This is a genomic window from Stenotrophomonas rhizophila (genome assembly GCF_001704155.1).
In the GTDB taxonomy this organism is placed as follows: Bacteria; Pseudomonadota; Gammaproteobacteria; order Xanthomonadales; family Xanthomonadaceae; genus Stenotrophomonas; species Stenotrophomonas rhizophila_A.
Genome location: NZ_CP016294.1, coordinates 897,000 through 920,538 on the forward strand (window position 1 = coordinate 897,000; position 23,539 = coordinate 920,538).

25 protein-coding genes and 1 riboswitch are annotated in these 23,539 nt (G+C 68.1%); of the genes, 20 read left to right on the forward strand and 5 right to left on the reverse strand.

What is annotated here, in order from left to right; translation table 11 throughout:
* The 13 genes from xpsF to pncB all read left to right on the forward strand — a co-directional run bounded on the left by xpsF (position 1) and on the right by pncB (position 12,039).
* Positions 1-1,221, forward strand: a complete 1,221-nt coding sequence (gene xpsF, locus BAY15_RS03875) for a type II secretion system protein XpsF (RefSeq protein WP_068849157.1) — start codon at positions 1-3, stop codon at positions 1,219-1,221.
* Between the two features lie 43 nt (positions 1,222-1,264).
* Positions 1,265-1,699: a type II secretion system major pseudopilin GspG gene (gspG, locus tag BAY15_RS03880; protein ID WP_068849158.1), complete on the forward strand. Its 435-nt coding sequence runs from the start codon at positions 1,265-1,267 to the stop codon at positions 1,697-1,699.
* A 12-nt stretch (positions 1,700-1,711) separates the two neighbouring features.
* On the forward strand, positions 1,712-2,215 hold the full coding sequence (xpsH, locus tag BAY15_RS03885; protein ID WP_237334314.1) for a type II secretion system protein XpsH: 504 nt from the start codon (positions 1,712-1,714) through the stop codon (positions 2,213-2,215).
* Positions 2,212-2,634, forward strand: a complete 423-nt coding sequence (xpsI, locus tag BAY15_RS03890; protein ID WP_068849161.1) for a type II secretion system protein XpsI — start codon at positions 2,212-2,214, stop codon at positions 2,632-2,634. The genes xpsH and xpsI overlap by 4 nt, the downstream gene beginning before the upstream one ends.
* Positions 2,631-3,263 carry a type II secretion system protein J gene (locus BAY15_RS03895; protein WP_068849163.1) on the forward strand — a complete coding sequence of 211 codons (633 nt, stop codon included), beginning with the start codon at positions 2,631-2,633 and terminating at the stop codon, positions 3,261-3,263. Before xpsI ends, BAY15_RS03895 begins: the two co-directional genes overlap by 4 nt.
* Positions 3,260-4,120: a general secretion pathway protein GspK gene (locus BAY15_RS03900; protein WP_068854541.1), complete on the forward strand. Its 861-nt coding sequence runs from the start codon at positions 3,260-3,262 to the stop codon at positions 4,118-4,120. The genes BAY15_RS03895 and BAY15_RS03900 overlap by 4 nt, the downstream gene beginning before the upstream one ends.
* Entirely contained in the window at positions 4,117-5,274 is a 1,158-nt protein-coding gene (locus tag BAY15_RS03905) for a PilN domain-containing protein (RefSeq protein WP_068849165.1), read from the forward strand. Before BAY15_RS03900 ends, BAY15_RS03905 begins: the two co-directional genes overlap by 4 nt.
* On the forward strand, positions 5,249-5,977 hold the full coding sequence (gspM, locus tag BAY15_RS03910) for a type II secretion system protein GspM (RefSeq protein ID WP_068849168.1): 729 nt from the start codon (positions 5,249-5,251) through the stop codon (positions 5,975-5,977). Before BAY15_RS03905 ends, gspM begins: the two co-directional genes overlap by 26 nt.
* The gene (locus BAY15_RS03915) at positions 5,967-6,785 is read left to right on the forward strand and encodes a general secretion pathway protein GspN (protein WP_068849170.1); all 819 of its coding nucleotides are present in this window, start codon (positions 5,967-5,969) and stop codon (positions 6,783-6,785) included. The genes gspM and BAY15_RS03915 overlap by 11 nt, the downstream gene beginning before the upstream one ends.
* A 9-nt stretch (positions 6,786-6,794) precedes the next feature.
* Entirely contained in the window at positions 6,795-9,002 is a 2,208-nt protein-coding gene (gspD, locus tag BAY15_RS03920; protein ID WP_068849173.1) for a type II secretion system secretin GspD, read from the forward strand.
* Between the two features lie 43 nt (positions 9,003-9,045).
* Positions 9,046-9,906 (forward strand): glycosyltransferase family 2 protein, encoded by an 861-nt coding sequence (locus tag BAY15_RS03925; RefSeq protein ID WP_068849175.1) that lies wholly within the window; start codon positions 9,046-9,048, stop codon positions 9,904-9,906.
* Complete coding sequence (locus BAY15_RS03930) at positions 9,903-10,739, forward strand: glycosyltransferase family 2 protein (RefSeq protein WP_068849177.1); 837 nt, start codon at positions 9,903-9,905, stop codon at positions 10,737-10,739. The genes BAY15_RS03925 and BAY15_RS03930 overlap by 4 nt, the downstream gene beginning before the upstream one ends.
* A 124-nt stretch (positions 10,740-10,863) precedes the next feature.
* Positions 10,864-12,039 carry a nicotinate phosphoribosyltransferase gene (pncB, locus tag BAY15_RS03935; protein WP_068849179.1) on the forward strand — a complete coding sequence of 392 codons (1,176 nt, stop codon included), beginning with the start codon at positions 10,864-10,866 and terminating at the stop codon, positions 12,037-12,039.
* A 34-nt stretch (positions 12,040-12,073) separates the two neighbouring features.
* Here the strand turns inward: pncB and BAY15_RS03940 are convergent, their stop codons facing one another.
* Together BAY15_RS03940 and ettA are read right to left on the reverse strand one after the other, a co-directional pair.
* A complete protein-coding gene (locus tag BAY15_RS03940; protein ID WP_068849181.1) occupies positions 12,074-13,390 on the reverse strand; it encodes an NCS2 family permease in 1,317 nt (438 codons plus the stop codon).
* Positions 13,391-13,850: 460 nt separating this feature from the next.
* Positions 13,851-15,515: an energy-dependent translational throttle protein EttA gene (gene ettA / locus BAY15_RS03945; protein ID WP_068849183.1), complete on the reverse strand. Its 1,665-nt coding sequence runs from the start codon at positions 15,513-15,515 to the stop codon at positions 13,851-13,853.
* A gap of 233 nt (positions 15,516-15,748) precedes the next feature.
* Between ettA and BAY15_RS03950 the strand changes: the two genes are divergently transcribed.
* The 5 genes from BAY15_RS03950 to ribD all read left to right on the forward strand — a co-directional run bounded on the left by BAY15_RS03950 (position 15,749) and on the right by ribD (position 19,834).
* A complete protein-coding gene (locus tag BAY15_RS03950; protein ID WP_068849185.1) occupies positions 15,749-16,213 on the forward strand; it encodes an RcnB family protein in 465 nt (154 codons plus the stop codon).
* A 119-nt stretch (positions 16,214-16,332) separates the two neighbouring features.
* Entirely contained in the window at positions 16,333-17,586 is a 1,254-nt protein-coding gene (glyA, locus tag BAY15_RS03955; protein ID WP_068849187.1) for a serine hydroxymethyltransferase, read from the forward strand.
* Positions 17,586-18,029: a hypothetical protein gene (locus tag BAY15_RS03960; protein WP_068849189.1), complete on the forward strand. Its 444-nt coding sequence runs from the start codon at positions 17,586-17,588 to the stop codon at positions 18,027-18,029. Before glyA ends, BAY15_RS03960 begins: the two co-directional genes overlap by 1 nt.
* A 93-nt stretch (positions 18,030-18,122) precedes the next feature.
* The gene (nrdR, locus tag BAY15_RS03965; RefSeq protein ID WP_068849191.1) at positions 18,123-18,644 is read left to right on the forward strand and encodes a transcriptional regulator NrdR; all 522 of its coding nucleotides are present in this window, start codon (positions 18,123-18,125) and stop codon (positions 18,642-18,644) included.
* A 107-nt stretch (positions 18,645-18,751) separates the two neighbouring features.
* The gene (gene ribD / locus BAY15_RS03970) at positions 18,752-19,834 is read left to right on the forward strand and encodes a bifunctional diaminohydroxyphosphoribosylaminopyrimidine deaminase/5-amino-6-(5-phosphoribosylamino)uracil reductase RibD (protein ID WP_083214064.1); all 1,083 of its coding nucleotides are present in this window, start codon (positions 18,752-18,754) and stop codon (positions 19,832-19,834) included.
* 91 nt (positions 19,835-19,925) lie between these two features.
* Here ribD and BAY15_RS03975 read toward each other — a convergent pair whose 3' ends face one another.
* The 3 genes from BAY15_RS03975 to BAY15_RS03985 form a co-directional block, all read right to left on the reverse strand.
* Positions 19,926-20,255 (reverse strand): helix-turn-helix domain-containing protein, encoded by a 330-nt coding sequence (locus BAY15_RS03975; RefSeq protein ID WP_068849195.1) that lies wholly within the window; start codon positions 20,253-20,255, stop codon positions 19,926-19,928.
* The gene (locus tag BAY15_RS03980; protein ID WP_068849197.1) at positions 20,255-20,521 is read right to left on the reverse strand and encodes a hypothetical protein; all 267 of its coding nucleotides are present in this window, start codon (positions 20,519-20,521) and stop codon (positions 20,255-20,257) included. Before BAY15_RS03980 ends, BAY15_RS03975 begins: the two co-directional genes overlap by 1 nt.
* 209 nt (positions 20,522-20,730) lie before the next feature.
* Positions 20,731-21,363: an outer membrane beta-barrel protein gene (locus tag BAY15_RS03985; protein ID WP_068849199.1), complete on the reverse strand. Its 633-nt coding sequence runs from the start codon at positions 21,361-21,363 to the stop codon at positions 20,731-20,733.
* 154 nt (positions 21,364-21,517) lie between these two features.
* Positions 21,518-21,662: riboswitch (FMN riboswitch) on the forward strand.
* A gap of 76 nt (positions 21,663-21,738) precedes the next feature.
* Between BAY15_RS03985 and BAY15_RS03990 the strand changes: the two genes are divergently transcribed.
* Both BAY15_RS03990 and ribB read left to right on the forward strand, forming a co-directional pair.
* On the forward strand, positions 21,739-22,350 hold the full coding sequence (locus tag BAY15_RS03990; RefSeq protein ID WP_068849201.1) for a riboflavin synthase: 612 nt from the start codon (positions 21,739-21,741) through the stop codon (positions 22,348-22,350).
* Complete coding sequence (gene ribB, locus BAY15_RS03995) at positions 22,347-23,462, forward strand: 3,4-dihydroxy-2-butanone-4-phosphate synthase (protein ID WP_068849203.1); 1,116 nt, start codon at positions 22,347-22,349, stop codon at positions 23,460-23,462. The genes BAY15_RS03990 and ribB overlap by 4 nt, the downstream gene beginning before the upstream one ends.
* Positions 23,463-23,539 lie beyond the last annotated feature (77 nt).

Below are 23,539 nucleotides of genomic sequence, written 5' to 3' on the forward strand. Positions count from 1 at the left end.
ATGGCGCAGTACCGCTACAAGGCCCTCAACGCACACGGCGAACTGTTCGACGGCCAGATGGAGGCTGCCAGCGAAGCCGACGTGGCCGCCAGGCTGCAGGACCAAGGTCATCTGCCGATGGAAGCGCGGCTGGCCAGCGAGGGCGGTGCGGGCGGCACCCCGTGGGCGGCGCTGCTGCGGCGCAAGCCCTTCGACGGTGGCGCGCTGGTGCAGTTCACCCAGCAGCTGGCCACCCTGCTCGGTGCCGGCCAGCCACTGGACCGCGCGCTGACCATCCTGCTGGAACTGCCCGAAGACGAACGCAGCCGGCGGGTGATCACCGACATCCGCGACGTGGTGCGCGGCGGTGCCGCGCTGTCGACCGCGCTGGAACGCCAGCACGGGTTGTTTTCGCGGCTGTACATCAACATGGTGCGCGCCGGTGAAGCCGGTGGCAGCCTGCACGACACCCTGCAGCGGCTGTCCGATTACCTGGAGCGCAGCCAGGAGCTGAAGGGCAGGGTGATCAATGCGCTGATCTACCCGGCGATCCTGCTGGCGGTGGTCGGCGGGGCGCTGCTGTTCCTGTTGGGCTACGTGGTGCCGCAGTTCGCGCAGATGTACGAAAGCCTGGATGTGGCGCTGCCGTGGTTCACCCAGTGGGTGCTCACTGCTGGCCTGGTGGTGCGCGAGGGCTGGCTGGCGATGATCGTGGTGCCGGCGCTGGCGCTGCTGGTGATCGAACGCAAGCTGCGCCAGCCGGCGGCGCGCCTGGCGCTGGATGGCTGGCTGCTGCAGCGCAAGGGCATCGGCGGACTGGTGGCCAAGCTGGAAACCGCACGGCTGGCGCGCACGCTGGGCACGCTGCTGCGCAACGGCGTGCCGCTGCTGGCTGGCCTGGGCATCGCACGCAACGTACTGGGCAACCGCGCGCTGGCCGCCGACGTGGACGCGGCCAGCGACGAGGTCAAGAACGGCAACGGCCTGTCCGCCTCGCTGGCCAAGGGCAAGCGCTTTCCCCGGCTTGCGCTGCAGATGATCCAGGTCGGCGAAGAATCCGGCGCGCTGGATGTCATGCTGCTCAAGACCGCCGATACCTTCGAACAGGAAACCGCGCGTGCCATCGATCGGCTGCTGTCGGCGCTGGTGCCGGTGATCACCCTGGTGCTGGCCTCGGTGGTCGGCCTGGTGATCGTGGCCGTGCTGGTGCCGCTGTACGACCTCACCAATGCCATCGGCTGACCGCCGTGGCGCATTTCGTTCCGACATGCTGCAAGGAGCTTCCATGATCCACCGTCGCAAGCTGGTCCGTTTTTCCTCGCCGCGCAACCAGTCGGGCATGAGCCTGCTGGAAATCATCATCGTCATCGTGCTGATCGGCGCGGTGCTCACCCTGGTCGGCAGCCGCGTGCTCGGTGGCGCCGATCGCGGCAAGGCCAACATCGCCAAATCGCAGGTGCAGACCATGGCCGGCAAGATCGAGAACTACCAGCTCGATACCGGCAAGCTGCCGGCCAAGCTGGACGACCTGGTCACCCAGCCGGGCGGCAGCAACGGCTGGCTGGGCCCGTATGCCAAGGCCAGCGAGCTGAACGATCCGTGGGGCAACGCACTGGAATACCGCGCACCGGGCGAAGGCCAGCCGTTCGACCTGATCAGCCTGGGCAAGGATGGCAAGGTCGGTGGCACCAGCTACGACGCGGACATCAAGTACGAGTAAGCGCGCTTGCGCATGCCTGCCCCGCCACGCTGGACACGACGCCCGCACGCGCTGTCGCGACGGCGTGCCGTGCGCGGCGTTTCACTGCTGGAAATGCTGCTGGTGGTGGCCCTGATCGCGATCATCGGGGTGCTCACCGCCACGGCCATGAACGGCGGCATCGACGGCGTGCGGCTGCGCAATGCCGGCAAGGAAGTGGCCAGCCAGCTGCGCTACACACGCACCCAGGCCATTGCCACCGGGGAACGCCAGCGCTTCCTGATCGATCCCGAGGCGCGCACCTGGGAAGCCGCCAACGGCCGCCACGGCAGCCTGCCCGCTGCACTCGAGGTCCATTTCCGGGGTGCCGCCCAGGTCGCCGGCGTGGCCAACGGCAAGGGCGGCATCGCCTTCCATCCCGACGGCGGCTCCAGTGGCGGCACCATTGAACTGGGTGTACGCGATGCGCTGTGGCGCATCGACGTGAGCTGGATCACCGGCGAAGTGCGCTCGGGTCCAGTGCGGGGCGCGCCATGAAGCACCAGCGTGGTTATTCGCTGCTCGAAGTGATCGTCGCCTTCGCGTTGCTGGCACTGGCGTTGACGCTGCTGCTGGGCAGCCTGTCCGGGGCCGCACGCCAGGTGCACAACGCCGACCTGCGCACCCGCGCGATGCTGCACGCGCAGTCGCTGCTGGCCGCGACCGGCATCGAACAACCGCTGCAGGAAGGGCGTTCGCAGGGCGACTGGGAAGACGGCCGCTACCGCTGGGAGCTGCAGGTGGAGCCGTACGTGGATGCGCGCGCCAGTGCGCTGCCCCAGGCCGCTGCCACTACCGTCAGCGGGCCGACCCTGGCCCAGCTGACCCTGCAGGTGCGCTGGGGCGAAGGCAACGGCGAACGCCTGCAGTGGCGTTCGCTGCGGCTGTTGCCCAACACGCCCGAGGCGCCGCGATGAGCCGGCGCGGCGCACGCGGCTTCACCCTGATCGAAGTGCTGCTGGCCACCGTGCTGCTGGTCGGCGGGCTGGCGCTGGCCTTCGCCACCGTGCGCTCGGCGATGAACATCGCCCAGCGGGGCGAGCGCGTGGCTGCGCAGAACGAGCGCATGCGCGCGGTGGAAGGCTTCCTGCGCCGCCGCCTCAGCATGGCGCTGCCCACCGCCGCCGAGCCGCCCGATCCCACCCGCGAACCGCTGTATTTCCAAGGCGAGCCCCAGCGCATGCTGTTCGTGTCCGAACTGCCGGGTTATCTCGGCCGGGGTGGGCCCTACGTGCATGAGCTGCAGGTCAATCGCAACGGCGATGCACTGCGGCTGGACGTTGCACTGACCCTGGTGCAGAACGGCGAGCGCATCGACGAAACCCCGCCGCGCGCGCCGGAACTGCTGGCCGACGCGCTGCGCGAGGTCGCGTTCCGCTACCGCGGCATCGATCCGCGCAGCGGCCAGCTGGGCGATTGGCAGACGCGCTGGGAGGACACCCGGCGGCTGCCGTTGCTGGTGGAGATCCGCATCGTGCCGCAGCAGGGCCCGGCATGGCCGCCGATGGTGGCCGCGTTGTCGCAGTCGCGCGGGCCGCGCTCGTGAGGCGCGCGCGCGGTGCCGCGCTGGTGCTGGTGCTGTGGCTGATCGCACTGCTCACCGCCGTGGTCGGCGCATTCGCGCTCAGCGCGCGCATCGAGCACCTGCAGCAGCGGGTGATCGGTGACGATGCAATCGGCCAGGAGCATGCACGCGCCGGGCTGGAGTACGCCCTGTTCCGCCTGCGCCCCTCCGCGCTGCAACCGCCGTGGCAGGCCGATGGCCGCCGCTATCGCTGGACCTTCGATGGCCGCCAGATCGACCTGCGGATCATCGACGAGAACGGCAAGATCAACCTCAACCTGGCCGATACCGCCTTGTTGACCGCGTTCCTGCGCGCGCTGGAGGTGGAACCCGGGCGCGCCCAGCAGTTGGCGGGTGCGATCGCCGATTGGCGCGATCCCGACAGCCTCAAACAGCCCGGCGGCGGTGCCGAGACCGCCGACTACCAGGCGGCCGGCCTCCCGTATGGCGCGCGCAACGGGCGCTTCGAGACGCTCGGCGAGCTGCAGCGGGTGCTGGGCATGGACGCCGACCTCTATGAACGGATGGAACCGATGCTGACCCTGTACAGTCGGCAGTCGCGTCCGGATCCCCGGTTCGCGGCCGGGCCGGTGTTGAACGCGCTCGGGCTGGATGCCGAACGCCTGCTGGCCGAACGCGAGCGGGCCGAAGCGGCCGGCGACGAAAACGTGACCGGCGCGCTTGCCAGTGGCAGCGGCACCTATAGTATCGAGAGCCGCGCGCTGGATGAGCGCGGACGGGTTTCGGTGTTGCGTGCGGTAGTGCGCATGGGCGCGGCAGGCACGCCGGGAACGGCTTACACAGTACTTCGCTGGGAACAGGGAATGGCAGCACGATGACGGCATGGCGGGACAGTCTGGTGCAGGCACGGGGACGGTTCGCGCCCGGCGTGGGCAATGGCCTGCGCTGGTGGCGGCGTTCGCTGCTGGCCTGGCTGCCGCTGCGCTGGCAATGGGCCATGGGCTGGTCGCGTTCGCGCCTGCTGCTGTCGCGGCATGCCGAACAGCTGGTGCTGCGCCGCGATACCGCGACCCAGCTGCAGGCCGTGGCCGAACTGCCGTGGCCCACCACGCCGGCCGACCTGGAGCGGGTGCTGGATGCGCGCCTGCGCGCGCTGCCACGGCACTGGGTGCTGCCGGCCGCCGCGGTGCTGCGCCGCCCGCTGCGCCTGCCGGCCGCCGCTGCACCGCGCCTGCGCGACGTGGTCGGCTTCGAGATCGACCGGCAGACCCCGTTCGAGGCCAGCCAGGTCCACTACGACGTCCGCGAACTGGACACATTGCCCGACGGCCAGCTGCAGGTGGAACTGGTGGTCATTCCGCGCCAGGCGCTGGAGCAGTGGTCGCAGCAGGCCGGCAGCTGGGCGCAGCAGCTGGCCGGCGTGGATGCCGACGATGGCACGGGGCAGCCGCTGGGCGTGAACCTGCTGCCGCCGACCCAGCGCCGGGTCACCCACGACCCGATGCGGCGCTGGAACCTGCTGCTCGCCGTGGCCACCGTGGTGCTGCTGGCCCTGGCCGGGACCCAGCTGCTGGACAACCGCCAGGCCGCCGCCGATCGCCTGCGCGGGCAGGTCGATGCCGCCGCACACGACGCGCGCCGCGTCGCCGCGCAGCGCCAGCAGTTGCAGGAGCTGGTCGATGGCGCCGCGTTCCTGGAAGGCAAGCGCGCCGAACATGCCAGCACCGTGGAGCTGTGGAACGAACTCACCCGGCTGCTGCCCGATGGCACCTACCTGGAAAAACTTTCTGTTGAAGGCAACACGCTGCAGCTGATCGGACTGAGCCGCGAGGCCTCGCAGCTGGTCTCCCTGCTGCAGGATTCACCGCTGTGGCGCAAGGTCAACCTGACCGGCGTGCTGCAGGCCGATGGCGGCGCCGCCGGCCGTGACCGCTTCACCCTCACCGCCGAGCTGCAGCCGCTGCCCGGTGCCCCGGCCGCCGCCACGCCCGCCCCGGAGGTTGCCGATGGCAATGCCGCCAACACGCCGTGACCGCTGGCTGGCACTGGCGTTGCTGCTGGCGGTGATCGCGCTGGCCTACCTGCTGCTGGTGCATCCGTGGTTCACCCGGCCGCTGCTGGACATCAACCAGGGCATTGCCGAGCTGCAGGAACGCGAGCAGCGCGTGCAGTCCCAGCTGCAGCAGCGCACCGCCGTGCAAGAGCGCCTGCAGCAGGTGCAGGCGGCACTGGAAGGGCGCCCCGGCTTCCTGCGCGAACCCACTGCTGAATCGGCCGCCGCCGCCTTGTCGAGCCGGTTGCAGGATGCGGTCGCGTCGGCCAGCCCTGGCAACCGCAGCTGCACCATCAGCAACCGCTCACCGTTGACCGACACCGCGCGCGATGCGCAGTTCCCGCGCGTGGCCCTGCAGGTCCGCCTGCGCTGTGGCGTGCCGGAAATGGCGGCGGTGCTGCACACCCTGGAAACCGGCAGCCCGCGCCTGTTCGTGAACAACCTCAACCTGCTGGCGCAGCGCTTCCAGGCCTCGCCCAACGAGACCGGCACCGGACTGGACGTGTCCTTCGAACTGGTTGGCTACCTCCGCCCCGGTGCAGGCAGCGATGCGGCCGCCGCGCCGGTCGAGCCTGCACCCGAACCCGCGCCGGCAGGGCTGGAACCGGTCGGCTCGGCGATGGCCGCCCCGACCGACCCCGGCACGGCCGAACCGGTCGAGGAGGGCACCCATGAAGATTGAACTGGCCCCCCTGCGCAGCTGGTGGCTGGGCGGCGTGGCCGCCTGGGCCGCCGCGATCTGGATCGCCACGCTGTTCGGCGTGGGCGGTCGCATCGCCCCGGCCGGTGCCGGCGACCGGGCCCCACCGCCGCTGCCGACCCTGGCCGCGGCCGCGCCGGAACGGATCGCCTCGGCCGAGGCGTATGCCGCCATCGGCGCGCGGCCGCTGTTCGCCGAAGACCGCAAGCCGCGTCCGTACCTGCTGGGCGGCAGCGAGCCGGGCAGCAGCGCCAGCGCGGTCACCCTGACCGGCGTGCTGCTCACCTCCGAATTCGGCATGGCCATCCTCACCACTGACCAGAAGCAGTCGCTGCGCCTGCGCCTCAACGGCGATGCGGTCAACGGCTGGCAGCTGCTTGCGCTGGAGCCGCGCAGTGCCACCGTCACCGGACCCGGCGGCACCCAGACCCTGGAACTGGTGACCTTCAGCGGGCAGGGCGGCGAACCGCCGACCGTGCTGGGCACCGCCGCCGGCGCAGGCCAGGCCAATGGCGCGCGCCCGCCGGTTCCCGCGCCCGCGCAGAACGCAGGCCGCGGACCCACGACGAACTTCACCGGCGCTCCGCCGCCAGCGGCGCAGGCAGCGGCGGAAGCCGCCGCCAATGCTGCGGCGAATGCGGCCGCTGCCGCAGCGCAGAAGCCGGCCACGCAGGGCCCGAGCGAAGAACAGATGCAAGCCATCCGCGCCCGCATCCAGGCGCGTCGCCAGCAATTGCAGCAGCAACAGTCGCAGCAGCCGCCCGCGGGCGGCTCCGGCCAAACCAAATAGAGTGAAAGCATGACATTGCGTCTTTTCTCCCTGTCGTTCGCCGTGGCCCTGCTTGCAGGCTGCGCCTCCGTGCCCGGTCCCGAAGTGCGCCGCGACGCGGTCCTTGATGGCAAGCACCAGGTGGTGGCCGGCGACGGCTCGCACGACGGCGTGGACGCGCAGCCGCTGAACGCCGACGGCGCACCACAGCCGGTGATCCGCCGCGGCAGCGGCACGATGATCAACCGCAGTGCCGCCGCCGCGCCGTCGCCGGCGTTGTCGCAGGCCAGCACCGGCACCGCCACCTTCAACTTCGAAGGTGAATCGGTGCACGCGGTGGTCAAGGCGATCCTGGGCGACATGCTCGGCCAGAACTACGTGATCGCGCCCGGCGTGCAGGGCACGGTAACCCTGGCCACGCCCAAGCCGGTGTCCTCGGCGCAGGCGCTGAACCTGCTGGAGATGGTGCTGGGCTGGAACAACGCGCGCATGGTCTACAGCGGCGGCCGCTACAACATCGTGGCCGCCGACCAGGCATTGGCCGGCACCGTCGCACCGAGCACCGCGCCGGCCGCCAATGCGCGCGGTTTCGAAGTGCGCGTCATCCCGCTGCAGTACATCTCCGCCACCGAAATGAAGAAAGTGCTCGAGCCGTACGCGCGGCCGAACGCGATCGTCAACGTCGACAGCGGCCGCAACGTGATCACCCTCGGCGGTACCCGCAGCGAGCTGGAAAACTACCTGCGCACGGTCGAGATCTTCGATGTGGACTGGCTGTCGGGCATGTCCGTGGGCGTGTTCCCGATCCAGACCGGCAAGGCCGAGCAGGTCGCGGCAGACCTGGAGAAAGTGTTCGGCGAGGAGAGCAAGACCCCCAGCGCCGGCATGTTCCGCTTCCTGCCGCTGGAGAACGCCAATGCCGTACTGGTGATCACCCCGCAGGCGCGTTACCTGGACCAGATCCAGCAGTGGCTGGAACGCATCGATACTGCCGGCGGCAGCGCCCGGCTGTTCTCCTACGAACTGCGCTACGTCAAAGCCAAGGACCTGGCCGAGCGCCTGGCCGAAGCCTTCGCCAGTGAGAACAGCCGCGGGGGCCGTGGCGGCAGCAGCTCACTGGCGCCCGGCGCCAACGTGCAGGAGCTGGGCAGCCGCGACGGCACCAATGGCAACAGCCTCAACAGCACCGGCAACACCGGCAACACCGGCACCACCCGCACCGGCGGCATGGGCGACGGCACCATGAACCTGCCGCAGCGGCAGCCGGGCAACGCCAGTTTCAACCTGGAAATCCAGGGCGATTCGGTCGGCGTGTCGGCGGTGGAGGAAACCAACACGCTGCTGGTGCGGTCCACCCCGCAGGCGTGGCGTTCGATCCGTGAAGTGATTGAAAAGCTCGATGTGATGCCGATGCAGGTGCACATCGAAGCGCAGGTCGCCGAGGTCTCGCTCACCGGCGACCTCGCCTATGGCGTGAACTGGTTCTTCGAACAGGCGGTGGCGACCGGCAAGACCGAAAGCGGCATCGACCTGCCCAGCGCACTGGGCCGCTCGATCTGGGGCAGCATTTCCGGGCGGGTAGGCGAAGGCGGCCTGGGTTGGACCTTCCTGGGCAAGAACGCCGCCGCGGTGGTGACCGCACTGGACAAGGTGAGCAACCTGCGCCTGCTGCAGACTCCGTCGATCTTCGTGCGCAACAATGCCGAAGCCACGCTCAACGTCGGCACCCAGATCCCGATCAACTCGGTGTCGGTCAACACCGGCGTGGGCGGCGACAACACCTACAGCCAGGTGCAGTACCTGGACACCGGCGTGATCCTCAAGGTGCGTCCGCGCATCACCCGCGACGGCGTGGTGTTCCTGGACATCGTGCAGGAAGTGAGCTCGGCCGGCGCCATCCCGTCCGGCTGCGACGCCACCCGCACCACCTGCAATCCGCCGATCAACACCCGCAAGATCTCGACCGAGGCGGCGGTGCAGAGCGGGGACACCATCATGCTGGCCGGCCTGATCACCAATTCGGACGAGAACGGCGCCAACGGCGTGCCGGGCCTGAGCCGGATCCCGGTGCTCGGCGCGCTGTTCGGCAGGAAGACCCAGAACACCGACCGCTCCGAGGTGATCGTGCTGCTGACCCCGACCATCGTGCGCAACGCGCAGGAGTCGCGCAACCTGACCGACGAATACAGCAACCGCTTCCGCGCCATGGAACCGTTCCCGTCCCGCCCCAAGCGCTGAGTCCTGCTACGCTGCGGTCACGACGCCGCACACAGGGGGACGGATGGGAACGATCGTGTTGCTGCCGATCGGGGTCGATGACAGCGCGCTGGACCGCTGCCTGGCGGCGCTGGATGCCGGCACGCCGGCGCAGACGCCAGTGTGGCTGGCCGACGATGGCCAGGCCGGGCCGCGTGCGCAGGCGGTGATCGCGCACTGGCTGGAAAGCACCCCGCTGCGCGCCGAGTACACCCGACGCGCGCGTGCCATCGGCGAAGTGGCGCACCTGGATGAAATGCTGCGCGCCTGCGAAGGCAGTGAGGTGGTGGTGCTGGCGCCCGATGCGGTACCGGCGCCGGGCTGGCTGCAGCAGCTGGATGCCTGCTTCGCGCGCGATGCCTCGATCGGTTCGGCCACGCCCTGGTGCAATGCCGGCGAAACCGCGGCCTGGCCACGGCTGGGCGAGATCAACCCGGTGCCGGACGACCTGGACGCGATGGCGCAGGCCTGCGCCGCACTGCCGACCCTCGACCCCGAACTGCCCTCGGCGGTGACCCACGCGGTCCTGCTGCGGGCCAACGCGCGGCGCAAGGCCGGCGGCCTGGACATGCACAGCTATGGATCCTGGAACGCGGCGTTGATCGACCTGAGCCTGCGCATGGCCGGGCTGGGCTGGCGCAACGCGCTGTGTGCCAATGCCTATGTCGCGCGCGACGGTGAAGCACAGGCGCACGACGGTGACCTGGAAGCACTGGGCACGCGCTGGCCGAGTTGGCAGCCGCGGCTGGCCGGCTTCCTGATGGGCGACCCGTTGCTGCAGGTCAGGCAGGACCTGCAGCGCCTGCACCAGCAGGCGATAATGCCCCGGTCGCAGGGCGATCTGTTCGGATCGCCCGCCGCAACCGCTCCGGAGCCGCCTGCTTGAATCCCTGCATTGCCGTCATCATCGTCAGCTACCAGAGTGCCAGCACGCTGGACCAATGCCTGACGCGGTTGCGCGCGGCCGACGAGGTCGCCGAGATCCGCGTGGTCGACAACAATTCCGACGATGGCACGCTGGACATCGTGCAGCGCCATGCAACTGCCGACCCGCGCCTGCACTTCATCGCCAACCCCGACAACCCGGGCTTCGCCGCCGCCAACAACCAGGGCGTTGCCGACAGCCGGGCGCCGTGGTTGGCCTTCATCAACCCGGACCTGATGGTCCAGGCCGGTACGCTGGCGCAGCTGCGCGCGCGCGGAGAGGCCTTGGGCGATTGCGTGCTGGGCGTGGAGCAGGTGGACGAGCAGGGCCAGCCCGATGCAGCGGTGCGCCGCCGCGATCCCGATTTCGGCGCCATGCTGCGCCACCCGGGGCAGGGCGCAAAGCTGGCCATCCCGGCTGACCCGACGCAGGTGCTGCAGACGGTGCCGGCGCTGTCCGGGGCGCTGCTGTTGATGCCGCGCGCGTTGTTCGACCGCATCGGCGGCTGGGATGCCGGCTACCGCCTGCATGCCGAAGACCTGGACCTGTGCCGCCGCGCGCGCGAAGCCGGGGCGGTGGTGGCCATCGCCAATGACCTGCAGGTGGTGCATGTGCGCGGCGTGTCGAGCCGTTCGCGGCCGTTCTTCGTGGAATGGCACAAGCATCGCGGTCTGTGGCGTTACTTCCGCCGGTTCGAGGCGCCGCGGCGCAACCTGCTGGTGCAGGCGGCCGTGTGGGGTGCGATCTGGGCGCACGCCGCGGCCCAGGTGCCACGGTTGCTGCGCGGTCGCTGAAACGCGTGCCCACCAGCGGTGGGCACCTGCCGGGGGGGGCGGACATGGGGACGCGCCGATGGCGGATGGCGCCGGTAGGTACCGACCGTTGGTCGCTACATGCTCGCAGGCGCATAATCCGGGCATGATCATCCAGTCCCTGCTCGACACCGACCTGTACAAATTCACCATGATGCAGGCGGTGCTGCACCAGCACCCCGGCGCGCAGGTCCAGTACCGGTTCAAGTGCCGCACGCCGGGCATCGACCTGGCGGCGTTCGTCGATCAGATCAACGCCGAAATCGATCATCTGTGCAGCCTGCGCTTCAGCGCCGAAGAGCTGGACTACATGCGCGGGCTGCGCTTCGTGAAGCCGGACTTCGCCGACTTCCTCGGCCTGTTCCACCTGGACCGCAAGTACATCGACCTGCGCCCGTCGCAGGCCGTGCCGGGTGAGATCGAGCTGGACATCACCGGGCCGTGGCTGCACACGATCCTGTTCGAAGTGCCGCTGCTGGCGATCATCAACGAGGTCTGGTTCCGCAACACCAGCACGCCGGACTTCGCCGAAGGCGAGCGTCGCCTGCAGGCCAAGACCGCGCTGCTGCGCGACACACCGGGCTTCGAGCTGTGCCGCATTGCCGACTACGGCAGCCGCCGCCGCTATTCGCGCGACTGGCACGCACGCATGCTGCCGATGCTGCGCGATGCGCTGGGCGACCAGTTCGTGGGCACCAGTAACGTGCATTTCGCGCGGCTGTACGGCATGACCCCGCACGGCACCATGGCCCATGAGTACCTGCAGGCGTTCCAGGCACTGGGTCCGCGCCTGCGCGATTCACAGGTGGCGGCGCTGGAATCGTGGGCGCGCGAGTATCGCGGCGACCTGGGCATCGCGCTGTCCGACGTGGTCGGGCTGGACGCGTTCCTGCGCGACTTCGACATGTACTTCTGCAAGCTGTTCGATGGCGTGCGCCACGATTCGGGCGACCCCTTCAGCTGGGGCGACCGGATGCTGGCGCACTTCAAGGAGCGCCGCGTGGACCCACGCAGCAAGGTGCTGGTGTTCAGCGACGGGCTCAACATCGAAAAGGTGATGCGCCTGTTCGATTACTTCCGTGGCCGCTGCCAGGTCGCGTTCGGGGTGGGCACCCACCTCACCAACGACCTGGGCCCGACCCCGCTCAACATCGTGATCAAGATGGTCCGCTGCAACGGCCAGCCGGTTGCCAAGCTCAGCGATTCGCCGGGTAAGAGCATGTGCGACGACCCGGGCTACCTGGCCTACCTGCGCCAGGTATTCGAGCTGCCGCCGGCATGAGGCGGGTCACGACCGTTGGTCGTGACGCTCTGTATCATTCCAGCGCGTAGCGCAGAACGAACAACCCAGCCACCAGCCACACCGCCGGATGCACGTCGCGCCAGCGCCCGGTACCGGCCTTCAACACGGCATAGGCGATGAAGCCGAACGCCAACCCGTTGGCGATCGAATAGGTAAACGGCATCGCCAGCGCGCACAGCGCAGCGGGCACGGACTCGGTGAGGTCGTTCCAGTCCACGTCCACCAGTTCGCGCAGCATCAGCCCGGCCACGAACAACAGCGCCGGTGCGGTGGCGTAGCCGGGCACCATGCCGGCCAGCGGCGAGAACAGCAGTGCGGCCAGGAACAACGCGGCCACCACCAGCGCGGTGAGGCCGGTACGGCCACCGGCCTGCACGCCGGAGGCGCTTTCGGCAAAGGCGGTGGTGCTGCTGGTACCCAGCAGCGAGCCGGCCACGATGGCGGTGCTGTCGGCCAGCAGCGCACGCCCGAAGCGCTTCTGGGCGCCCGGCAGCTTGAGCAGGCCGGCACGGCCGACCACGCCATACAGGGTGCCGGTGGCATCAAACACTTCAACCAGCACGAACACCAGCACCACCTGCAGCAGCACGGCAATGGGCGCGCCGCCGTCGTGGTGCAGCAGGCCGGGCAGGTCGAGCTGCAGGAAGGTGGGCGCCAGGCTGGGCGGCAGCGAGATGACACCTTGGTACTGCACGGCGCCCAGCAGCCAGGCGGCGCCGGTGACGGCAAGAATGCCGATCAGGATGGCACCGCGCACGCGACGTGCTTCGAGGATGGCGATCAGCAGGAAGCCGGCCAGGGCCAGCAGCGGTGGGGCGGTGTTGAGCGGGCCGAGCGCAACCAGGGTGTCGGGGTTGGCGATGATCACGCCGGACTTCTGCAGGGCGATGATGGCCAGGAACAGGCCGATGCCGGCGACGATGGAGGCGCGCAGCGAGGCCGGAATACCGGCCACCAGCCAGGCGCGCACGCCGGTCAGCGACAGCGCCAGGAACACCAGGCCGGAGATGAACACGGCGGCCAATGCCTGCTGCCAGGGCAGGCCGGCGGCACCGACCACGGTGAAGGCGAAGAATGCATTCAAGCCCATGCCCGGCGCCATGCCCACCGGGAAGTTGGCGGCGAACGCCATCACCAGCGAGCCCAGCGCGGCGGCCAGGCAGGTGGCGACGAACACGGCGCCCGGGTCCATGCCGGTGGTGGACAGGATGTCGGGATTGACGAAGACGATGTAGGACATCGTCAGGAACGTAGTCAGCCCGGCCAGCAGTTCGGTACGCACGGTGGTGCCGTGCTGTTTGAGCTGGAACAGGTTTTCAAGCAGTTTCATGGCGGGGGTCCAAATCAAGAGCCTTCGTCTGGTGCATCTCTGGCTGAGGGCCGACGGGTGCGGGGGTACGGGGGGCGCCGTGAACCCTTCCATGGGGGCTCTTGCGAAACATCCATGTTTCGCAAAGCCCCCGTACCCCCGCACCCGCCGGCCCTCCCGGATACGGTCGGTGGCCATGGAAAATCAAATGCCGTTTCGATCATTTCCATGCGTGCTGCGTAGGGACACGCCATGCGTATTTGCTCTTCCTGTCCGCACGCGACCAATCTTCGAGGGAGGCCGGCGGGCAGCCCCTGTAGGGACTGTCAAAAACATGGATGTTTTTGCCAAGCCCCCAAGGATGGGTTTACGGCGTGTCCCGTAAGGGGCTGCCCGACGGCCTCCCTGCACGCCGCAACAGAGACGCTGCCGTAAACACCAGAATGCAAAACGGCCGCGCGAGCGCGGCCGTTTTTCCTTCTTACTTCAGCGCCTTGAAGCGCAGGCGCTTCGGGGCGGCGTCGTCGCCCATGCGGCGGCGCTTGTCTTCTTCGTATTCGCGGTAGTTGCCCTGGAAGAACTCCACGTGCGAATCGCCTTCGAACGCCAGGATGTGGGTCGCGATGCGATCCAGGAACCAGCGGTCATGCGAAATCACGAACGTGTTGCCCGGGAATTCCAGCAGCGCATCTTCCAGCGCACGCAGGGTTTCGATGTCCAGATCGTTCGACGGTTCGTCGAGCAGCAGCACGTTGCCACCCTGCAGCAGGGTCTTGGCCATGTGCAGGCGGCCACGCTCACCACCGGACAGCGAACCCACCAGCTTCTGCTGGTCCTGGCCCTTGAAGTTGAAGCGGCCGATGTAGGCGCGCGACTGGATCTCGATGCCGTTGATGTTGAGGATGTCCAGGCCGCCGGCGATTTCCTGGAAGACGTTGTGGTTGCCCTCCAGAGCGTCGCGGCTCTGGTCCACGTAGGACAGCTTGACGGTCGGACCGACCACGATCTCGCCGGAATCCGGCTTCTCCTGGCCCGTGATCATCTTGAACAGGGTCGACTTACCGGCACCGTTGGGGCCGATGATGCCCACGATCGCGCCGGCCGGGACCAGGAAGCTCAGTTCGTCGAACAGCAGGCGGTCGCCGAACTTCTTGGACACGTTCTTGAACTCCATCACCGAATTGCCCAGGCGCTCGCCCGGCGGGATGAAGATTTCATTGGTTTCGTTGCGCTTCTGGTAATCGACCGACTGCAGCTCTTCCAGGCGGGCCAGACGGGCCTTGCCCTTGGTGCGGCCGCCCTTGGCGTTCTGGCGCGACCACTCCAGTTCCTTCTGGATCGCCTTCTGGCGCGACTTCTCCTGGTTGTCTTCCTGCTTCAGGCGCTCGTCCTTCTGCATCAGCCAGTCGGTGTAGTTGCCCTTCCACGGAATGCCGCGGCCGCGGTCAAGTTCCAGGATCCATTCGGCGGCGTTGTCCAGGAAGTAGCGGTCATGGGTGACCGCCACCACGGTGCCGGTATAGCGCGCCAGGAACTGTTCCAGCCATTCCACCGACTCGGCGTCGAGATGGTTGGTCGGTTCGTCGAGCAGCAGCATGTCCGGCTTCTGCAACAGCAGGCGGCACAGCGCCACGCGGCGCTTCTCACCACCGGACAGCTTGCCCACGATGGCATCCCACGGCGGCAGGCGCAGCGCATCGGCGGCCACGTCCAGCTGGTTTTCCAGGGTGTGCGAGTCACCGGCGGCCAGGATGGCCTCCAGGCGCTCCTGTTCCTTGGCCAGCTTGTCGAAATCGGCACCTTCCTCGGCATAGGCCAGGTACACCGCGTCCAGCGCGGCCTGGGCCTGCAGCACTTCGCCCACGCCTTCCTCGACCGCTTCACGCACGGTCTTGGTCGGGTCCAGCTCCGGTTCCTGTGCCAGGTAGCCGACCTTGATGCCGGCCTGCGGGCGGGCTTCGCCCTCGAAATCGGTGTCCACGCCGGCCATGATCTTCAGCACCGTGGACTTGCCGGCACCGTTCAGGCCCAGCAGGCCGATCTTGGCACCCGGGAAGAACGACAGCGAGATGTCCTTGATGATCTGCCGCTTGGGCGGGACCACCTTGCTGACTTTGTTCATGGTGTAGATGTATTGCGAGGACATGAGCTCTCCGAAGGCGCAACCCTGCGCCCGTTCCGTCAGGAACAAGCACAGATGAAAAGGGATGGCGCCAATTATAGCCCGAAGCGGTGACCCCCGCCGGCCGGCCCGTGGGGCGGGCCTTGCCGCTGCCTGAATGGGTCGTCAAAGCGATTGAATTGGAAACCGTTTCCAGCCGGAAACCGTTCAGACGACGTCAGCATGATGGAGCCATCACTCACCAAGCGAGGCCAGACATGCGCATGAATCGAATTGTGGTCGGGACCGTGGCCTCGCTGCTCGCGCTGGGCAGCATCGCCCCGGCCTTCGCTGACGACCATCGCGGCCGTGGCCACGACCGCCACCATGATGATCGTCATGACCGTCGCCATGACCGCCACGACGACCGCCGCGACTGGCGCGACGACCGCCGTGAAGCCCACCACGACCGCCGCTACTACGACAACCGGGGCTATTACCGCCCGGCACCGCCGCCGCGCGTGGTCTACCGGCCGGCCCCGGGCCGCGGTTACGGCTGGGCCCGCGGCCACCGCTACAACGAGTACTACCGGGGCCCGGTCTACGTGGTCAATGACTACAGCCGCTACTCGGTGCGGCGCCCGCCGCGTGACCACCACTGGATCCGCGACGACCGTGGCAACCTGCTGCTGGTCGCCATCGCCACCGGCATCATCGCCGACTACGTGATCAACAACCGGTAACCCGGGGCCCTGGCCCCAAACCGAAAGCGCGCCCCAGGGCGCGCTTTTTTTTCGCGTGGCCCCCCAGGGCCGCTTACAATCAGGGGCCCGCTGTTTCCCCCTTCTGCCTGGAGTAAGCGATGTTCCCGCGTGACGTCCGCATCGAAACCTACGATCCCGAACTGGCCAAGGCCATCGCCGCCGAAACCCAGCGCCAGGAAGACCACGTCGAGCTGATCGCCAGCGAGAACTACACCAGCCCGGCGGTGATGGAAGCCCAGGGCAGCCAGCTGACCAACAAGTACGCTGAAGGCTATCCGGGCAAGCGCTACTACGGTGGCTGCGAATACGTGGACATCGCCGAGCAGCTGGCGATCGACCGCCTCAAGCAGCTGTTCGATGCCGACTACGCCAACGTGCAGCCGCACAGTGGCTCGCAGGCCAACCAGGCGGTGTACTTCGCGCTGCTGCAGCCGGGCGACACCATCCTGGGCATGAGCCTGGCCCACGGTGGCCACCTGACCCACGGTGCCAAGGTCAACGCCTCGGGCAAGCTGTTCAACGCCGTGCAGTACGGGGTGAACGAGCAGGGCCTGATCGACTATGACGAGGTCGAGCGCCTGGCCCTGGAGCACAAGCCGAAGATGGTCGTGGCCGGCTTCTCGGCCTATTCGCAGGTGGTGGACTGGGCGCGCTTCCGCGCCATCGCCGACAAGGTCGGTGCCTACCTGTTCGTGGACATGGCCCACGTGGCCGGCCTGGTCGCCGCCGGCGTGTACCCGAGCCCGCTGCCGCACGCGCACGTAGTCACCTCCACCACGCACAAGACCCTGCGCGGTCCGCGTGGCGGCATCATCATCGCCAAGGGCGCCGGCGAAGAGATCGAGAAGAAGCTGCAGTCGATCGTGTTCCCGGGCATCCAGGGCGGCCCGCTGATGCACGTCATCGCGGCCAAGGCCGTGGCCTTCAAGGAAGCGCTGGAGCCGGGCTTCAAGGCCTACCAGCAGCAGGTGGTGAAGAACGCCCAGGCGATGGCCACCACGCTGATCGCGCGTGGCTACAAGATCGTCTCTGGTGGCACCGAGAACCATCTGATGCTGGTCGACATGATCGGCAAGGACGTCTCCGGCAAGGATGCGGAAGCCGCGCTGGGCAAGGCCCACATCACGGTCAACAAGAACTCGGTACCCAACGACCCGCGCTCGCCGTTCGTGACCTCGGGCCTGCGCCTGGGCACCCCGGCGGTGACCACCCGCGGCTACCAGGAAGCCGACTGCGTCGACCTGGCCAACTGGATCGCCGACGTGCTGGACGCCCCGGCCGATGAGGCGGTGATCGCCCGCGTGCGCGATGCGGTCAGCGCGCAGTGCCGCAAGTACCCGGTCTACGGGTAATGGGCGAGACCCTGCAGCGGCGCCTGTACATCGCGCAGGCGCTGCTGCTGGGGTTGCCCGCGCTGGTCGCCGGTGGCGGCGTGGCCGGGCTGGCGTTGTACGTCTTTTTCGACCGCCACGGCTACATGGCCAATCGTGAAGGCCTGTTCCTGCTGGGATGGGCCTTGGCCGGGGTGTGTGGCCTGCTGGGCTGGGCCTGGCTGAGCGTGGTCTACCTGCGCAGGGGGCGAACCGCCCTGCGCAACACCGGGCTGCTGCCGTGGCTGGGGCTGGGGTTGGGCGTGGTGGCCGCGCTGGGCGTGGTCGCACTGGTCGCTTACAACTCGCTTTCCGGCAGCTCGTGGCGGGCGCTGGGCTATCTCATCGTGGGTCCGCCGCTGCTGGTCTGCAGCGCGCATCTGCTCTGGTTGCGGACGGTTCCGGCCGCTGCCGGCGAATCCTGATCGACATCGCGATTTGTACGCCGGGGTCTTCTCAGGTACCGTTGCGACGCTGCCGTGACCACGGCATGACGTTTCTCCGATGCAAGGCGTTCCATGTACTGTCCGTTCTGCCAGCATGCCGATACCCGGGTGATCGACTCGCGCGTCTCCGAAGACGGTGCGACGATCCGCCGTCGGCGTGAGTGCGAGGCCTGCAGCGAGCGCTTCAGCACCCTGGAAACCATCGAATTGAAGCTGCCGGCGATCGTGAAAAGCGATGGCAGCCGCGAGCAGTTCGATGCGCGCAAGCTGCGGGTGGGTTTCGACCGCGCGCTGCAGAAGCGCCCGGTGCCCGAAGACAAGATCGAACTGGCGGTGCGCGCGGTGATGCAGCAGCTGCGCATGTGCGGCGAGCGCGAGATTCCGTCGATCAAGGTCGGCGAGTTCGTGATGAACGAACTGCGCAAGCTCGATCATGTGGCGTACGTGCGGTTTGCGTCGGTTTACCGAAGCTTCGAGGACGTGGCTGATTTCCGCGAGGAAATCGAGAAGCTCGAACGCGAGCTGCCGTCCAGTACCGAACAGCTGCAGCTGCTGGGCGATGTGATCGCCCTGACCAAGAAAAAGAAGGGGTAGAGCGGACTGTTAGTCCGCTGCTCTTGATCCGCTTCTTGCCGAAGCAGCGGACTAACAGTCCGCTCTACCAGTCCGCTCTACCGGGGGTTGGCGTTACCATGCCCGCCATGAGCGAGTTCTCCACGTTGGATCATCTGCACATGGCCCGCGCGCTGCGCCTGGCCGAACGCGGCCGGTTCACCGCCCGGCCCAACCCGATGGTTGGCTGCGTCATCGCGCACGGCGACCGGTTGGTCGGCGAGGGCTGGCACCAGCGCACCGGTGGCCCTCACGCCGAAGTGTTCGCGCTGCGCCAGGCCGGCGAGGAGGCGCGGGGTGCCACCGCCTACGTGACCCTGGAACCCTGCGCCCATCACGGGCGCACCCCGCCGTGCGCGCTGGCATTGATCGAGGCCGGGGTAGCCAGGGTGGTGGCGGCCATGCGCGACCCGTTTCCCAAGGTGGATGGCGGCGGCTTCGTGCTGCTGCGCGAGGCGGGCATCGAGGTGGCTGAGGGTTTGATGGCGGCGCAGGCGCGTGAGTTGAATCGCGGCTTCCTGTCGCGCGTTGAACGTGGCCGGCCGTGGCTGCGGGTGAAGCTGGCCGCCAGCCTGGACGGGCGCACGGCGATGGCCGATGGCACCTCCAAGTGGATTACCGGCGGCGCGGCCCGCACGGACGTGCAGCGCTGGCGCGCACGTGCCGGTGCGATCCTGACCGGGGCCGATACCGTGTTGGCCGATGACCCGCAGTTGACCGTGAGGCTGGCCGATACCGAGGTCATGCCGCCGTTGCGGGTGGTGCTCGATACGCGCCTTCGGTCGCTCGAATGCGCGCGGGTGCGCGAGGGTGGGGCGCCGACCCTGTACCTGCACGATGCGTCGGTGAGCCCGCCCGATGCGGCCGATGCCGAGTTTGCCAGCGTGCCCAGCCAGGACGGGCGACTGGATCTGGGTGCCGTATTGGCGCTGTTGGCCGGACGCGGCATCAATGAAGTGCATACCGAAGCCGGGGCCACGCTTTCCGGCGCGCTGCTGGCCGGCGGCTGGGTCGATGAGCTGCTGCTGTACCAGGCGCCCACGCTGCTGGGAGAGCATGGCCGGCCGCTGCTGGGCGGCCTGGGCATTCACGACATGGCGCAGCAGCGACGGCTGCGGGTCGTCGATCAGCGGCAGGTGGGGGCCGATCTGCGGCTGTTGCTGCGCGTGTGAGGCTTCTGCCACGCAGGGCGTGGCACTACGCCTCGGGTAGGCCGGTAGCACCCGACCGTTGGTCGGGTGGCGCCGCACGGCGGCGGGCAGATCAGGAGGCGACGTCCGGCTGCAGCGCCTCCAGGTGGCGAACGGTCTGTGGAAACTGTTGCACCAGTCGAATGAGGGTCGATGCCTGCGCGTTGGGACGCGCGCGGCCCTGCTCCCAGTTCTCCAGCGTGCGAGCATTGGTACGCAGGTACATGGCAAACACCGGCCGTGACATGTTCAGCTGTTCACGGATCGCGACCAGCTCTCCCGCATGCAGCGGGGGCAACGGCTGCAGTCGAACCTTGTGCGTGCGCAGCGTGCTCTTCCCCGAGCGCTCGTCCTCCAGCGCGTGCAGCCCTTCGACAAGCTCGGCAAATACGTCGCGTTTCATCATGTGGTCCTCGCCAGAAGTTCGGCCTCAAGCATTCTTTTCAGCAGTCTTTTCTGCATCGCGTCCAGGTCGTCCTGGACGCCCTTGCCACGCTGCCTGCGGTCGTCGGAAAAGCGCAGCTTGCGGAGACCGCCAGTGCCTACGATCACGTCTCCAGCCTCCGGCGCCCGCAGCAGGAACTGCTGAAGCGCGCAGAGCCCATCGTTGTCGAGGTAGGCGGCACGGTGGCGCGAGAACGCCGGCATCTCCACGAACACGGCGTGCATAAGTATACGTTATCTGCGTAGGGTTGCCAGCCACCTTACCTTGTACCATCACACCAGAAGGGGCAGCCGTTCACACCTCACTCTGTGTATTTTTCGAGTATTCGATCAAGTTCCGGAAAGCGATAGGTGGCCACCGCTTGCCCAAAAAAAACGGGCCCCTTGCGGGGCCCGTCGATCATGGCGCGGGTTAGCGCTGCCCGATCAGTAACTTAGAAGCTGGCGCGCACGCCGACCGAGTACTGGGTGATGTCGTCGAAGTATTGGACTTCGCCGATGAGGCCCCAGTTGCGGTTGAAGCTGACCTGGCCGCCCAGGGTGCCGATCCACTCGCCGTCCATGTCGCTGCCGTCGATGTAGCCGGCCTTCAGCCAGGCCTCGGTCGCGCGCGAAGGCTTGCCACGCAGGCCCAGCGAACCGCGGCCGGCATTGGTATGCACCTTCTCGGTTTCGCTGAACTCGCCGTCTTCGAACTTCACTTCGTTGTTGATGCGCATCCACGCGATGTCCGCGGTGAAGTCCAGGCGGTCGGTGAACGGCATGTGGTAGCCGATGCCTGCCTCCGGCTGGTCGATGGTGTTCTTGATGCGGTACTCGCCGATGCTGTCTTCCAGGTGGTAGGTCTCGGAAACAGTGCTGTAGCCGCCGAACACGTACACCTGCTCGGCAATGGCGAACGAACCGCGGATGAAGCCGCCGTCCAGCTTGGGGTTGCTGCCGGGGGTGCTGACCTGCAGCTGGGCCCAGCCGCCTTCAACGTAGGTGTAGCTCATGGCATCGGCAGCAGAGGCGGCCATCGGAGCGGCGGCCAGCAGGGCGGCGGCCAGGACGAGCATCTTGCGCATCGGAATTCCTTGGAAAGTGAGGTCCATTTCAGCCAGCCCGTCGTGGGCGGCAGGGCGGCGATCATCGCCGCGCGGCGCATCTTAACAAATTGTTTACAGAAAGCGAGCGCTCAGCCAGCGCTGGTACAATGGCCGCGCCGGTTCGCCGGTATACAAACGTCTTCAGGGCGGGGTGCGATTCCCCACCGGCGGTAGGTGCGCAAGCACGAGCCCGCGAGCGCTTCCGGCCCCGCCGGAAGGTCAGCAGATCCGGTCCGATGCCGGAGCCGACGGTATAGTCCGGATGAAAGAAGACGGTGCTACAGGGCCTGCATGGCCCTGCGCCCGCCTGTTTGCCTTGCGGCGTTTTTCGCTCACTTTTCGCGGAGAACGTTAGTGTTTACTGGAATCATCGAAGGCGTCGGCCATGTGGCCGCACGCGATCCCCTCGGCGGCGATGTCCGCTTCACCTTCCACGTCGGCAGCCTGCCGTTCGAGCACGTGCAGCTGGGCGAGAGCATCGCCATCAACGGCGTGTGCCTGACCGTCATCGCCCATGATGCCACTTCGTTCCAGGCCGATGCCTCGACCGAGACCCTGGGCCTGACCACGCTGGGCCAGCTGGCGCCGGGTGCGGTGATCAACCTGGAGCGCGCCATGCGCCCGACCGACCGCCTCGGTGGCCACCTGGTCAGCGGCCATGTGGACGGCCTCGGCCAGGTGCTGTCCATCCATGGGGACGCGCGCGCCCAGCGCTGGCGCTTTGCCGCGCCGGCCGGTCTGCTGCGCTATATCGCAAAGAAGGGCTCCATCTGCGTGGACGGGGTCAGCCTGACCGTCAACGAGGTGGATGACGCCGGCTTCGAGGTCGCGCTGATCCCGCATACCGTGGCCAACACCGCCTTTGCCGCCACCGGCGTGGGCAGTGCGGTCAATCTCGAAATCGACCTGGTCGCCCGTTACGTCGAACGGCTGGTCGCCCCCCAGGTACAGGACACCCGCGCATGAATTTCGCTCCCATCCCCGAGATCCTCGAGGACATCCGCCTGGGCCGCATGGTGGTCATCGTCGATGACGAAGACCGCGAGAACGAAGGCGACCTGATCATGGCCGCCGAACTGGTCAAGCCGTCTGACATCAACTTCATGGTCACCCACGGCCGTGGCCTGGTGTGCCTGCCGTTGACCCGCGAACGTGCCGCCGACCTCGGCCTGGCGCCGATGGTGCAGGCCAATACCGCCCAGTTCCAGACCAACTTCACGGTCAGTATCGAGGCCGCTGAAGGCGTCACCACGGGCATTTCGGCCTACGACCGCGCGCATACCATCCGCACGGCGGTGAAGCCCGATGCCAAGCCGGCCGACCTGCACCAGCCGGGCCACATCTTCCCGCTGATCGCCCAGCCGGGCGGCGTGCTGACCCGTGCCGGCCATACCGAAGCGGGTGTGGACCTGGCCATGCTGGCCGGGCTGGAGCCGGCCGGGGTGCTGGTGGAGATCCTCAACCCCGATGGCAGCATGGCGCGCCGCCCGGAGCTGGAGGTGTTCGCGCGCGAGCACGGCCTGAAGATCGGCTCCATCGCCGACCTGATCGCCTACCGCCTGGCCACCGAGAAGACGGTCGAACGGGTCGATGAGCGTGAGATCGACACCGAATTCGGCCCGTTCAAGCTGGTGACCTACCGCGACCGGATCGCGCACGACCTGCATTTCGCCCTGGTCCGCGGGACGCCCGACACCCAGCCGACCCTGGTCCGGGTGCAGGTGGAGAACCCCTTGGCCGATCTGCTGCACTGGCGGCGCGACGATTTCGGCGTGGCGTCCACTGACGCCCTGCGCGCCATCGCGGCCGCCGAACGCGGCGTGATGGTGGTGCTGTCGGCCCCGCGTGACAGCAACAGCCTGCTGGCCCGCCTGCGCCAGCAGCCGCAGCCGGTCACTCCGGGCAAGGACAAGGACGTGAGCCAGTGGCGCCGCAACGGTGCCGGCGCCCAGATCCTGTCCGACCTGGGCCTGGGCCAGCTGCGCGTGCTGGGCACCCCGCGCCGCCAGATCGGCCTGGCCGGCTACGGCCTGGAGATCATCGAAACGGTGGGGAGCCCGTCATCGCATGCGCGCTGACGCCCCACGATTTGCTTCGCAAACCGCGGGCCCCTCTTACCATCACCCAGACCCCCGCCGCTTTGCGGCAGCCCCCT